General features: G+C 70.5%; 16 protein-coding genes. 6 read left to right on the top strand and 10 right to left on the bottom strand.

The window, feature by feature from the left end; translation table 11 throughout:
* The coding region (locus KME77_RS04820) for a class I SAM-dependent methyltransferase (RefSeq protein ID WP_219462350.1) at positions 1-744 on the bottom strand (744 nt) is incomplete at its 3' end.
* A 38-nt stretch (positions 745-782) separates the two neighbouring features.
* Between KME77_RS04820 and KME77_RS04825 the strand changes: the two genes are divergently transcribed.
* Positions 783-1,283, top strand: a complete 501-nt coding sequence (locus KME77_RS04825; protein WP_219462352.1) for a hypothetical protein — start codon at positions 783-785, stop codon at positions 1,281-1,283.
* Between the two features lie 27 nt (positions 1,284-1,310).
* Here KME77_RS04825 and KME77_RS30200 read toward each other — a convergent pair whose 3' ends face one another.
* The gene (locus KME77_RS30200; protein WP_219462353.1) at positions 1,311-1,514 is read right to left on the bottom strand and encodes a DUF4236 domain-containing protein; all 204 of its coding nucleotides are present in this window, start codon (positions 1,512-1,514) and stop codon (positions 1,311-1,313) included.
* A gap of 19 nt (positions 1,515-1,533) precedes the next feature.
* On the opposite strand from KME77_RS30200, the gene KME77_RS04835 reads away from it, so the two are divergent.
* Entirely contained in the window at positions 1,534-1,791 is a 258-nt protein-coding gene (locus tag KME77_RS04835) for a hypothetical protein (protein WP_219462354.1), read from the top strand.
* Here the strand turns inward: KME77_RS04835 and KME77_RS04840 are convergent.
* The 3 genes from KME77_RS04840 to KME77_RS04850 form a co-directional block, all read right to left on the bottom strand.
* The gene (locus KME77_RS04840) at positions 1,782-2,081 is read right to left on the bottom strand and encodes a hypothetical protein (protein ID WP_219462355.1); all 300 of its coding nucleotides are present in this window, start codon (positions 2,079-2,081) and stop codon (positions 1,782-1,784) included. The two genes, KME77_RS04835 and KME77_RS04840, sit on opposite strands and share 10 nt — an antisense overlap.
* A gap of 135 nt (positions 2,082-2,216) precedes the next feature.
* Positions 2,217-2,774, bottom strand: coding sequence for a GNAT family N-acetyltransferase (locus KME77_RS04845; RefSeq protein WP_219462356.1), 558 nt, complete (start codon positions 2,772-2,774; stop codon positions 2,217-2,219).
* A complete protein-coding gene (locus tag KME77_RS04850) occupies positions 2,758-3,417 on the bottom strand; it encodes a TetR/AcrR family transcriptional regulator (RefSeq protein ID WP_219462357.1) in 660 nt (219 codons plus the stop codon). Before KME77_RS04850 ends, KME77_RS04845 begins: the two co-directional genes overlap by 17 nt.
* A gap of 111 nt (positions 3,418-3,528) precedes the next feature.
* Here KME77_RS04850 and KME77_RS04855 point away from each other — a divergent pair, with 111 nt between their 5' ends.
* Positions 3,529-4,545, top strand: a complete 1,017-nt coding sequence (locus tag KME77_RS04855; protein WP_219462359.1) for an NAD-dependent epimerase/dehydratase family protein — start codon at positions 3,529-3,531, stop codon at positions 4,543-4,545.
* 23 nt (positions 4,546-4,568) lie between these two features.
* Here the strand turns inward: KME77_RS04855 and KME77_RS04860 are convergent, their stop codons facing one another.
* Positions 4,569-4,811 (bottom strand): helix-turn-helix domain-containing protein, encoded by a 243-nt coding sequence (locus tag KME77_RS04860; RefSeq protein WP_219462361.1) that lies wholly within the window; start codon positions 4,809-4,811, stop codon positions 4,569-4,571.
* Positions 4,811-5,302 carry a DUF2975 domain-containing protein gene (locus tag KME77_RS04865; RefSeq protein ID WP_219462363.1) on the bottom strand — a complete coding sequence of 164 codons (492 nt, stop codon included), beginning with the start codon at positions 5,300-5,302 and terminating at the stop codon, positions 4,811-4,813. Before KME77_RS04865 ends, KME77_RS04860 begins: the two co-directional genes overlap by 1 nt.
* Positions 5,303-5,531: 229 nt before the next feature.
* On the opposite strand from KME77_RS04865, the gene rox reads away from it, so the two are divergent.
* The gene (rox, locus tag KME77_RS04870) at positions 5,532-7,001 is read left to right on the top strand and encodes a rifampin monooxygenase (RefSeq protein WP_219462365.1); all 1,470 of its coding nucleotides are present in this window, start codon (positions 5,532-5,534) and stop codon (positions 6,999-7,001) included.
* A 32-nt stretch (positions 7,002-7,033) separates the two neighbouring features.
* Here rox and KME77_RS04875 read toward each other — a convergent pair whose 3' ends face one another.
* The 3 genes from KME77_RS04875 to KME77_RS04885 form a co-directional block, all read right to left on the bottom strand.
* Complete coding sequence (locus KME77_RS04875) at positions 7,034-8,017, bottom strand: threonine ammonia-lyase (protein WP_219462367.1); 984 nt, start codon at positions 8,015-8,017, stop codon at positions 7,034-7,036.
* Between the two features lie 84 nt (positions 8,018-8,101).
* The gene (locus KME77_RS04880; protein ID WP_246609182.1) at positions 8,102-8,317 is read right to left on the bottom strand and encodes an NUDIX domain-containing protein; all 216 of its coding nucleotides are present in this window, start codon (positions 8,315-8,317) and stop codon (positions 8,102-8,104) included.
* 161 nt (positions 8,318-8,478) lie between these two features.
* Positions 8,479-9,315, bottom strand: coding sequence for a spermidine synthase (locus KME77_RS04885; protein WP_219462369.1), 837 nt, complete (start codon positions 9,313-9,315; stop codon positions 8,479-8,481).
* A 585-nt stretch (positions 9,316-9,900) separates the two neighbouring features.
* Between KME77_RS04885 and KME77_RS04890 the strand changes: the two genes are divergently transcribed.
* Positions 9,901-10,470, top strand: a complete 570-nt coding sequence (locus KME77_RS04890; protein WP_219462371.1) for a MauE/DoxX family redox-associated membrane protein — start codon at positions 9,901-9,903, stop codon at positions 10,468-10,470.
* A gap of 41 nt (positions 10,471-10,511) precedes the next feature.
* Positions 10,512-11,195 (top strand): TlpA family protein disulfide reductase, encoded by a 684-nt coding sequence (locus KME77_RS04895; RefSeq protein ID WP_219462373.1) that lies wholly within the window; start codon positions 10,512-10,514, stop codon positions 11,193-11,195.
* The last annotated feature ends 47 nt before the right edge of the window (positions 11,196-11,242 follow it).

Consider the following 11,242-nt stretch of genomic DNA (forward strand, 5'->3'; position numbering starts at 1 on the left):
GGGCGCCGCGAGCGCGTCCGGGTCGCCCAGGCTGGCCCAGTTGCTGGCGGCGCCCGCCACGATCTCCCCGCCGGCGGCCCGTACGAGGGCGGCCAGGTCACGGTGGCGGAACATCTGGCAGACATGGCCGTCCTGGCGCCCGTTGTGGCGCAGGTCCCCGGTGCGCAGGATCAGGTCGTTGGCGTCCTCGCCGATGGCCTCGGCCATCTTGACCACGCCGGGCAGGGAGTGCCGCCACGCCCCCAGCAGGGACATGACCGAGCCGACGACCGGACCACCCGGCCGGGTGACGCGCAGCAGGCCGCGCAGCGCGCCCCCGGCCTGCTCGAAGGCGTACGACAGCGGGCCGCCGTACACGAGCGCCAGGTCGAACTCCCCGTCGGCGTACCGGCTGGTGTCGCAGACGTCCATGATCTCCCGGCGCTCCACCGCCGCCTCGGCCGGGCCGCCCCGCAGCCGCTCCTCGTTCAGCGCCAGCTGCACGGGGGAGAGGTCGGTGACCACGACGCTCGCCCCCAGCGCGGCCAGTTCGGCGGTGAACCGTCCGGGGCCCGCGCCCACCTCCAGGACCCGATGGCCGGGCCGGACGAACCGCGTCAGGAAGCGGCGGTGCACCTCAAGGCTGACCCGGCCCGCGACGTCACCGGCGAGCCGGTTCCACTCGGCGTCGCCGAACGCGTCGAAGTATCTGCGCACCTGCTGCCGCGACTCGGTCGTCATGGCGTACAGGATGACAAGGCGCATGATCGCCGGTCGACCGGATTTCCGCGATCATGTGTTCCATGCCCACCCCCGAGGCCCCGCCCGCGCCAGCGCCGCCGGAGAAGCCCAGCGGCTCGCGAGCAGCTCGCCGGATCGGCTGCCTGGCCCTGCTGTCGGCGCCGTTCCTGCTGCTCGCGGCTCTCGTCATGGCGCCGGTGTGGATCACCGACCACCGGCTGGCGCGCATGGCGGACCGCGTCCTCGCGTACCCGCCGCCGCCCGGGACGGACGTCGAGCACGCCGCCCCGCAGGTCGAGGTGAGCGGTGGCGACTCCGGCGACTGCTGGTACTCCATCCGCTTCGAGCTCTCCACCGACCGGCCCGTCCAGGAGGTGCTGAGCCACTACCGCCGGGCGAGGTTCGAGGACCCCGACGGAGACCTCGGCGACCACGAGTTCGCGGCCTGGACGCTGTTCGACGAGGGGGGCACCCCGGCGGAGGACACCTCCACCTCGGAGCCGGTGATCATCGACCTGTACGGCACGTACACCGGCTCCTGGGCGGACATGCGCTGCTGGTGAGGCCGGCGCCGCGCCGGGGAACGCCGCTCAGTAGGGGCGGCGGTACTTGCGGTGGCCGAACGCCTTGCTCACGTGGAAGCCGCCGGGCAGGCGCACGGACACGTGACGGCGGCCGTCGGGAGTGGTCGTGACGTGGAACTTGCGGTTGCCGAAGCTGTGACCGACGCCGTGCCGCGACAGGTTGATCCGGAACGGCCCGACCTTGATCGACTTCCTGTAGTGCCAGCCCACTGTCCCTCCCGATTCCCGCGTGCTCTGTCTGGAGAACGACCGGCGCTTCCGGCGGGTTCCCAGGTCGGCGCGGATCACCGGGCCGCCGGACCCGCCGAAGGGGCGCGCGTTCAACACCGAGTACGACGCCCTCTGGCACGCCTTGGTCGCAGCCGTCGACAAGGACGGCGACAGTACTTCGCCCTCGACGACGACCTGGACGGAAGGACCTACGGCCCGATCCTCCGAGCCGGCGCCGCGGCGCCCGGAGCGGGAGCGGCATCCGCCTCAGCAGTAGGCGATCCCCGGCCCGAGGAAGGGGATGTTGTGGGCGGGCGTGTACTCCGAGCGCTGCCCGGGGTGCACGCAGGGGCCGTACTCGGGCCAGGCACCGCCCGTGGGACTGATGACGTAGATGCTCGCGGCGTACTGGCCGAAGCCGCCGGCGCAGTGGACCCAGACGGTCTTGGTGCCGTCCCGGCCGGTGGTGCAGTCGGTGGGATAGGCGTAGGCGGGGGAGGCGGTGCCGACGAGGGCGACGGTGAGGAGGGCGGTGGCGGCCAGGGCGGCGGGCTTTCTCATGCGCATTCGCTGTCCTCCAGCGGGTGGGCAGTGCACTTTTAGGAAAGCTTCTTAAAGATGACGAACGGCCCCCGAGTCGTCAAGACCATGAACGCCTCACTCGCACCGCGATGCCGTCCTCCGCCCCTGACCTGAGACGGCTCAGCTTTCCCCCGGCCGGCCCGTCGAGCCCGGCTTCCAGTCCTGGACGAGGAGCCCGAGCAGCACCTCGTCCAGGAACTCGCCCATCACCCAGGCCGCCGAGCGCAGCACGCCCTCACGGACGAAACCGTTGCGCTCGGCGGAACGCAGCATCGCGGCGTTGTCCGCCAGCGTCTCGATCTGCAGCCGCTGCAGCCCGCGTACGACGAACCCGTAGTGGCACAGCACCGCGACCACGTCGGTGCCGTACCCCTTGCCGCGGGCCGACGGCCGCAGCCCCAGCCCGATGTGCGCGGAGCGGTTGTGGTTGTCGATGTCCCACAGCACCGCGGTGCCGGCCAGCGTGCCGCCGTCCAGCTCCACCACGGAGAACGGGACGTGCCCCTGCTCCTTGTCGTCCACCAGGAGCGGCGAGTCCTTCGAGCCGGGCGTGATCGGCCGCCACGGCCGGCTCTGGCTGCGCGAGTGGTTGAGCGCGTCGTCGTAGAGCTCGGCCTGCAGGATCGGGATGTCCTCGTCGTGCCGGGCCCTGAGCCCGACCTTACTGCCCCTCAGCATGCGAGTTTCCTATCCGACCGGGCGGGCCGGCGGCAAACCGGTTTGTCGCGGAACGTGGGGCGGTGTGCCGCAGGCCGTCCACCAGCAGGACGATCAGCCGGTCCGCCCGTTCCCGGGTGCCGGGCTGGCTGTTGGCGAGGCTGACGCCGCTGAGGCCGTTGGCCAGGTCCTCGGACGAGGCGTCGGCGCGGATGAGGCCGTCGCGCTGACCGGCGCCGACGAGCAGGGCGAGCGCGGAGTGCACGCGGTCGTGGCTCGCCTTCAGCGCCTGCGCGTCGGTGGTGGTGACGATCGACTTCAGGGCCAGCGCCATGCCGGGCCTGCCGGCCACGTACCCGACGAAGCGTTGCATCCAGGCGATCAGGGCCTCGTCGGCGGGCATGGCGGCCAGCAGGTCGTCCACGCCGTCGCACAGCAGGTCGATCTCCCGGACGTAAGCGCCGGTGATGAGCGCCTCCCGGGTGGGGAAGTGGCGGTACAGGGTGGCGATCCCGACGCCGGCGCGCCGCGCGACCTCGTCGAGGGCGATGTCGATGCCGCGTTCGGCGAACACGTCCACGGCGGCGGTCAGGATCGCCTCGCGCTTGCGCCGGGCGTCGGCGCGCAGCGGGCGTCCCTCGCCACTCACGTGCTCCTCGGTCATCGGGCGGCCTCCACGGTTGCTAAATGGAGGATTCCTCCATATTGTTAGTGGAGGAATCCTCCACTTGTGCAGCCTACCTTCCTGGCGGCACGTTTCACGATCGGAACCGACATGACCGAGACAGTGCTGGTGACCGGTGGTACCGGTTACGTCGCCGGCTGGTGCGTCGTCGAGCTGCTCCGGCGCGGCTACCGGGTGCGCGCGACCGTCCGCGACGCGTCGAAGGAGGCCGGCGTACGGGCCGCCGTCCGCGCCGTCGTCGATCCCGGCGACCGGCTGACGTTCGCGGTCGCCGACCTCACCGGCGACGAGGGGTGGGACGCCGCGGTGGCGGGCTGCGACCACGTCCTGCACGTGGCCTCGCCGCTGGGCCTGGCCGACGCCACCGACGACGCCCTGATCGGCCCCGCGCGCGACGGCACCCTGCGGGTTCTCAAGGCCGCGACCAGGGCCGGGGTACGGCGGGTCGTCATGACCTCGGCGGCCAACGCCGCGAGCCCGTCCTCCTACGCCGAGGAGGGCGTCACCGACGAGAGCCTCTGGACCGACCCGGCGGACCCCTCGCTCTCCCCGTACCGGCGCTCCAAGACCCTCGCCGAGAAGGCGGCCTGGGACTTCATGGCCGGCCACGACGGGCCGACGACGCTGACCACGATCCTTCCCGGCTCGGTGTTCGGCCCGATCCTGGCCCCCGCCCACGTCGGCTCCACCCAGATCGTCGCGCGCATGATCGGCGGCAGGATGCCCGGCAGCCCGCGCATCGGCCTGGAGATCGTGGACGTGCGCGACCTGGCCGACATCCACGTCCGCGCCATGACCTCGCCGCAGGCGGGCGGGCAGCGCTTCCTGGCCACCGGCGAGTTCACCTGGATGCGCCAGATGGCCGTCACGCTGCGCGAAGGGCTCGGCGAGGCGGGGGAGAAGGTGTCGACCCGCCAGCTTCCCGACCTTCTCGTCCGCCTCATCTCGATCTTCGACAAACCGCTGCGGTCGATCACCATCTCGCTCGGCCGCCGCAACCGCCACAGCACCGGCAAGGCCGAACGGGTCCTCGACTGGCGCCCCCGCCCGGCCTCCCAGACGGTCCTCGACTGCGCCCGGAGCCTCATCGCCCACGGCGTCGTCTGAGGCTCCCCTGCTGTCCGCCGGCTTTACGCCGGCTCCGGCGTGCGCCGTTCGTCCGCGACGTCCTCGGACTCCCAGCGCAGCAGGTCGCCCGGCTGGCAGTCCAGCACCTCGCAGAGCGCGCCCAGTGTCGTGAAGCGCACCGCCTTGGCGCGGCCGTTCTTGAGCACCGCCAGGTTGGCCGGCGTGATCCCCACCCGGTCGGCGAGGTCGCCCACGGACATCTTGCGCCTGGCCAGCATCACGTCGATGTCGACGACGATCGGCATCAGACCACCTCGTCCAGCTCGGCCCGCATCCTCGTCGCCTCGACGTCGCGCGCGACGGCCTGGACGAGCAGCATCCGCAGCACGAACACGATGAGCGCCACCCCCAGAACGGCCAGGCCGATCCCGCCCATGATGACGGTGACGCCCGGGTCGTCGGCCTGGCCCGGCGCGTTGACGGCCGTGACCGCGAACCACAGCAGGGCGGCGGCCACGATCGCGCCGATCACGACGTCCACGTATCGGAAGGCGGCGTGGGAGAACACCGTCCCGCGCCGCACCATCGTCACCAGCCGCCACACGCAGACCAGCGCGACCTGGACCGTCAGCATGCCCAGAATCGCGATCACGCGAAACGCGGTCAGCGGGAGCGAGCCGTCCTCCGGGTCGTTCCCGCTGATCAACGCCCACGCCATCGACACCTGTACGAACACAGTGCCGATGAGCACCACCGCGAGCACGACACGAAGCGCACGCACTGCCAGCTTTCCCATGCCTCATCCCTCCATCGAATGACGATCAGAATCTATTGAATATCGATAGGAGGTGCAAGTGGAGTCGCCGGGCTGATAGCTTGCTGGCGACCGTGACACCGTCCGAGGAGGTGGGACCCATGAACGCTGTATCGATGTGGGTGCTCTCCCTCGCTGTCACGGCCGGGCGATCGACGTAGGTGTCGCCGGGAGCGCCTCGATGACAAGGCACTCCCGAAAGGCAACACCTATGCACTCTCCGCAGTTTCCTTCCCGCGCCGATCGCGCGCCTGTCACGTTCGATGTGATCATCGCCGGATGCGGGCCGACCGGTGCGACGCTGGCCGCCGAGCTGCGGCTGCACGGCGTACGGGTTCTCGTCCTGGAGAAGGAGACCGAGCCCAAGTCGTTCGTCCGCATAGTCGGCCTGCACATCCGCAGTCTTGAGCTGATGGCGATGCGCGGCCTGCTGGACCGCGTTCTGCCGCACGGGCGGCAGCGTCCGGCCGGCGGCTTTTTCGCCGCCATCAGCAAGCCCGCGCCCAAGGACCTGGATTCCGCGCACGCCTATTTGCTGGGCATCCCGCAGCCGGTCATCGAACGGCTGCTCGAAGAGCACGCGATCGCACTCGGAGCGCAGGTCCGGCGCGGTCGCGCGGTGGCCGATCTCGAGCAGGACGACAACGGTGTGACCGTTGTGCTGGCCGACGGGGAACGGCTGCGTTCGCGTTATCTCGTCGGCTGTGACGGCGGCCGCAGCACGGTGCGCAAGCTGCTCGGCGTCGCCTTTCCCGGCGAGCCCTCACGGACGGACACCCTGATGGGCGAGATGGAAGTGGCTGCGCCGCAGGAGGAGATCGCCGCCAAGGTGGCCGAAGTCGGCGAGATCCACCGGCCGTTCTGGCTCCGGCCCTTCGGTGCGGGGGTCTACAGCGTCGTGGTCCCTGCCGGGGGAGTCAGCGACCGCGCGGAACCGCCGACCCTGGCGGATTTCCAACAGCGGTTGCGCAGCGTCGCCGGAACCGATTTCGGGGTGCATTCTCCCCGCTGGTTGTCCCGCTTCGGGGACGCCACCCGGCTGGCCGAACGGTACCGGGTGGGCCGGGTGCTGCTGGCCGGCGACGCGGCGCACATCCATCCCCCCATCGGCGGACAGGGCCTGAACCTAGGCGTTCAGGACGCGTTCAACCTCGGCTGGAAACTGGCCGCGCAGATCCACGGCTGGGCGCCGGGAACACTGCTGGACACCTACGAGGCCGAACGCCATCCGGTCGCCGAGGACGTGCTGGACAACACCCGCGCCCAGACGGAGCTGCTGTCCGCCGGACCAGGCCCGCAGGCCGTACGCAGGCTGCTCACCGAGCTGATGGACATCGACGAGGTGAACCGCCGCCTGATCGAGAAGATCACCGCGATCGGCGTCCGCTACGACCTCGGCGAAGGCCCTGACCTGGTCGGCCGCCGCCTGCGCGACATCGAGGTGAAACAGGGCCGCCTCTACGATCTGCTGCATCGGGGCCGTGGCCTGCTGCTGGACCGTACCGGACGCCTGACCGCAGGCCGCTGGTCGGACCGGGTCGACCACGTCGCGGATCCTGCCGCCGCGCTGGACGTTCCGTGCGTCCTGCTGCGCCCCGACGGGCACGTCGCCTGGGCCGGCGACGATCAGCAGGACCTGGACGACCGTCTTTCCCGCTGGTTCGGCAGACCCGCTGGCTGATCTCGCGTGTGTACGTGGCGAGAGGGCGGCCCTCAACACCCCTGGCCGAGGGCCGCCGTGCCGACCCAGCGGTGGTAGGCGTCCACGTTGACGTTGCTGCCGCACACGATGGTGACCACGTGCCGGCCGGCGAAGCGGTCGCGGTTCTCCAGGATCGCCGCGATGCCGAGCGCGGCCGACGGCTCGACGACAAGACCGGCGTGGTCGAGGAGCATCCGCATGCCGGCGACGATCGACGCCTCCCGCACGAGGACGGCGTCGTCGGCGACCAGCAGAAGGTCGTCCAGGACGTCGGGGATGGGGCGGCGTCCGGCGACGCCGTCGGCGATCGTGTCGGTCGGGCCGGTGGTGACGACGCGCCGTTGACGCCACGACAGTGTCATCGCCGGCGCGCCCAGCGGCTGGACGCAGATCACCTCGACGCCGGGCGCGAGGGCCTTCAGCACATGGCCCACCCCGGTGGCCATCGCTCCGCCGCCGAGGGCGATCAGCACGGCGTCGAACGACGGCGCGCCGTCCACCAGCTCCAGGCCGATGGTCGCCGCGCCTTCGCAGGTCTCGATGTCCAGGCTGTCCTCGACCAGCCGGATGCCGTCGTGCCGCGCGATGTCCGCCGCCCGTTCGCGGGCCGTGTCGAAGTCGCCGTCCACGAGCTCCAGCCGGGCGCCCAGCGCGCGGATGCGGTCGAGCTTGGTCGCGGGGGCGGAACGGGACGCCACGACGGTGACGTCGAGCCCCCGGCCGCGACCGGACCAGGCGAGGGCCTGGCCGAGGTTGCCGGCGCTGGCGCACACCGCGGCCGTCGAGCCGCCGGCGGTGAGCAGGCTGGTGACCAGTTCGGTGCCGCGGGCCTTGAAACTGCGGACCGGGTTCGCCGTTTCGAGCTTGACGCTCACCGTGCAGCCGAGACGGGGCTCCAGCGCTTCGCAGCGGTAGAGCGGGGTGTCGAGGAAGACCGGGTCGATCACCTGGCGGGCCGCCCGGATCCGGGCGGTGTCGAGGCGCGTCTCCTGCACGGCACAGCAGCGTAGCAGCGGCCCGTGTTGCCCCTGACAAGCCCCTTCGGAGCGACGGACCGGGCACCCCGCGACGGGCAAGGGTCAAAGGCCGATGGCGGCCTTGGACCCCATGTAGGAGCCGGCCCCAGGGAACCCCGTCTCCTCCCGCATCTCGCGCACCAGCGCGTCCCCCAACGCCTCGCCCCGCTCCACCTTGCCGCCCGGCAACGACCACGACCGCCCGCCACCGGTGTCCTGATCCAGCAGCAGTATGCGACCGTCCTCGATGAGAACACCGGTCACCCGTACGACCTTCATACGCGGCAACGTATCCGAGGCGGCGGAACGGCGCGGCAGCCGAGACCGCGGGTTCGCCGGTCACCGGTGTGCGGGCCGGAGAACCGGCAAGGCGCTCCGCGGGGTCCCCGCGAGGGCCTGTCCATGGCGGGCGACCTGGGCGGGGGCATTCCGGGGAGGAATCAGAGGGGCCTCGCCGGTGGCGAGTCGACCGCGTCCGCGTCGGTCAGCGGCCGGGCGTCCCCGGCGAAGCGATCCAGCTCGCCGCCACCGAGCAGTGTCACGGGAGCGGGCGCGCGCTCCATCGATTCGGTCCGCGCCGGCCGGCCGCCGTTCCCGCCCACGAGCAGAAGATTGCCGATCCGGTCGCCGCGCAGCACGTCCGGCTCGCAGAACAGGCACACCTCGCCGAACGCCGCACGCAAGGTCGCCACCTGACGGCGCGCGAAGTCGAAGGGGACCGAATCCACGATGTTCAGCGCGTACTGCCCGCCTTCCGTCAATGCCTGCGCCGCCGAGGTGGCGAACTCCAGGCTCGTGAGCCGTGCGGGCACTCCCGTCTGGATCAGCACGTCCGTGACGATGAGATCGTAGGCTCGCGGACGGGCGGACCCCATCGCGTCCCGCGCGTCGGCGATGCGGATCTCTATCGCGGAATCATCCGGCAGCGGCAACACTTTCCTGACCGTCTCCATCAGCGCGGCGTCGCGGTCGACGACCAGCTGAGCCGACCCCGGCCGGGTGGCGGCGACATACCGCGGGAGCGTGAGACCTCCGCCGCCCAGGTGCAGCGCCCTGATCGGCGCTCCGGGCTCCGCGACACAGTCGGCGACCGACGCGAGCCACTGAATGTATTTGAACCTCAGATTACGCGGGTCAGCGAGGTTCACATAGGACTGCGGGAAATAGTCGAACAACAGCACCCAGGTGCCGGGACGATCGGGATCCGGGGACAGGTCGACCGCGCCGAAATCGGTCGGCACGCTCACGGCATTCTTGGGTCGTTCATAGACGGTCATGGGCAGCAGACCTTCCTGACGGCATGACGGCAATGCGTGCACGTCCGTTGATGAACCGGCCGCCCGCTACGCCTGATTATTGGTCGGGATGAGGGGGAGATCCAGGTTGACAGCAGGACATTTACCGGGCACTTCGCGCGCCGGACATCCGTTTTCGCATCTCAGGCTGTCGCGCGAGCTTGCCACGGCTAAGAATGCCCGGCGAATGTCCGGCAAACGTCCGCCTTGTGACCTTTGAGTTCATGGCCTTCGCCTCAATACTCGTGAAGGAGAGCGTACGAGAACGATCAAGGAGAGGCGGCAAAGGCATGAGAACTGCTTTAGCGTCGATAGGTGACAGGCTCCTCGAACGCTTCGCGCCAAAGGCGGTCGCCAGCGCGGGAGGGTGCGAGTATGAGAGATTTTGCCGCACCGGGCTGTGCAAACTGGGGGCCAACGTATACCCCCGTACGATGTACACCCTCTACAGCAACTGCGACATAGTAAACACGGGTTGCTGCGCCTAGGCCTCCGGTAGGCTCTGATCCTCACATTCTGCTTGGTCCCGCGGTCGACCAGAGCGCGATTTCACGGGATCAAGCAGAATTGAAGGCGCAACCGATCCCCCGAGGGGTTGGAACATTGATTGTCTACATCGGATTCGGTTGTCGGGTGTTACTCGCGGTGGTGTTCTTCGCCGCGGCCGTGAGCAAAGTGCGGGGGCGGCGCGATCGAACTGAGTTCCGGGCGTCGCTGGCGGCGTTCGGCGTGAAAGCGCGCTGGAGATCCGCCGTCGCCGCGGCGGTGATCACGTGTGAGCTGGCCACAGCGGCGCTGCTGCCGGCCGACGTCACCGCGCTCGCGGGCCTGGCCGCCGGGGCGGCGATGCTGATCGTCTTCACGATGGCGATCGGCTCGGCTCTGCGGCGGGGCGGTTCGGCGAGCTGCCGGTGCTTCGGCGCGTCGGCGCAGCCGCTGAGCAGGCGGCACCTGGTGCGCAACGCGATCTTGCTGGCGATCACGGCGGTTGGGGTGACGGGGACCTTGCCGATCGCGGCTTCGGGGGGCGCCGGGTGGGACCCGGCGGCTCTGACGCTGTCCGCTTTCGTGGCGGTGGTCCTGGCCGCTCTCGTCATCTCTTATGACGATCTTGTGGCGGTCGTCCTTCCCCACTGAAGGTCCGTTGAAGGCCCCGCTGAGGCTTGGAGGATGTGTCGATGGACGTGGTGTTGATCGCGGCGGTCGTCGTGGTCGGGGTGCTGGGCGGGCTCAACCTGCTGCTGATGCTGGCCGTCCTGCGCCGGTTACGGGAGTACGACGAGAAATGGGCGCGCGCGGGTGCGGACAACCTCGCGGAGCGCGGACTGCTCCCCGTGAAGGGAACGCGGGTCGCCGGCTTCACCGCGACCACGCTGGACGGCGCCGCCATCGCCTTGCGTGAGCCGGCCGGTGTGAGCGGCGCCGGTTTGAGCAGCGCCGGTGTGAGTGGTGCCGGTTTGAGCAGCGCCGGTGTGAGTGGTGCCGGTTTGAGCAGCGCCGGTGTGAGTGGTGCCGGTTTGAGCGGTGTGGAAGTCCCGCTGCTGGTCGGGTTCCTGTCCACCGGATGCCCGGCCTGTCATGAGGAGCTTCCCCGTTTCGTCGAGTACGCCGGCGCCGTGCCGGGCGGGCGGGAACAGAACCTGGTGGTGATCTCCGGATCGGCCGACGAGGCCGCCGACATCATCGAGGCCGTCTCGCCGGTGGCCCGCGTGGTGGTCGAGCCGGTGGAGGGGCCGCTGATGACCGCGTTCGGCGTACGGCGCTGGCCTTTGTTCGTCGTGCTCGGACAGGACGGCACGGTCCAGGCCGGCACCGGCGGGGTCGCCGCCCTGGCGCGGTCGCAGCAGGCCGTCCCGGTGTGATGCGCGCAGCCGATCAGGCCACCGGCGGCGGCGCGGCGGGCGGCGGG

This window comes from Nonomuraea rhizosphaerae, from assembly GCF_019396405.1.
In the GTDB taxonomy this organism is placed as follows: domain Bacteria; phylum Actinomycetota; class Actinomycetes; order Streptosporangiales; family Streptosporangiaceae; genus Nonomuraea; species Nonomuraea rhizosphaerae.

Coding starts and splice junctions, on each gene's coding strand:
- KME77_RS04825 (WP_219462352.1), top strand. CDS start 783: ATGCCCACCCCCGAGGCCCCGCCCGCGCCAGCGCCGCCGGAGAAGCCC.
- KME77_RS04840 (WP_219462355.1), bottom strand. CDS start 2,081: ATGCGCATGAGAAAGCCCGCCGCCCTGGCCGCCACCGCCCTCCTCACC.
- KME77_RS04845 (WP_219462356.1), bottom strand. CDS start 2,774: ATGCTGAGGGGCAGTAAGGTCGGGCTCAGGGCCCGGCACGACGAGGAC.
- KME77_RS04850 (WP_219462357.1), bottom strand. CDS start 3,417: ATGACCGAGGAGCACGTGAGTGGCGAGGGACGCCCGCTGCGCGCCGAC.
- KME77_RS04855 (WP_219462359.1), top strand. CDS start 3,529: ATGACCGAGACAGTGCTGGTGACCGGTGGTACCGGTTACGTCGCCGGC.
- KME77_RS04860 (WP_219462361.1), bottom strand. CDS start 4,811: ATGCCGATCGTCGTCGACATCGACGTGATGCTGGCCAGGCGCAAGATG.
- KME77_RS04865 (WP_219462363.1), bottom strand. CDS start 5,302: ATGGGAAAGCTGGCAGTGCGTGCGCTTCGTGTCGTGCTCGCGGTGGTG.
- rox (WP_219462365.1), top strand. CDS start 5,532: ATGCACTCTCCGCAGTTTCCTTCCCGCGCCGATCGCGCGCCTGTCACG.
- KME77_RS04880 (WP_246609182.1), bottom strand. CDS start 8,317: ATGAAGGTCGTACGGGTGACCGGTGTTCTCATCGAGGACGGTCGCATA.
- KME77_RS04885 (WP_219462369.1), bottom strand. CDS start 9,315: ATGACCGTCTATGAACGACCCAAGAATGCCGTGAGCGTGCCGACCGAT.
- KME77_RS04895 (WP_219462373.1), top strand. CDS start 10,512: ATGGACGTGGTGTTGATCGCGGCGGTCGTCGTGGTCGGGGTGCTGGGC.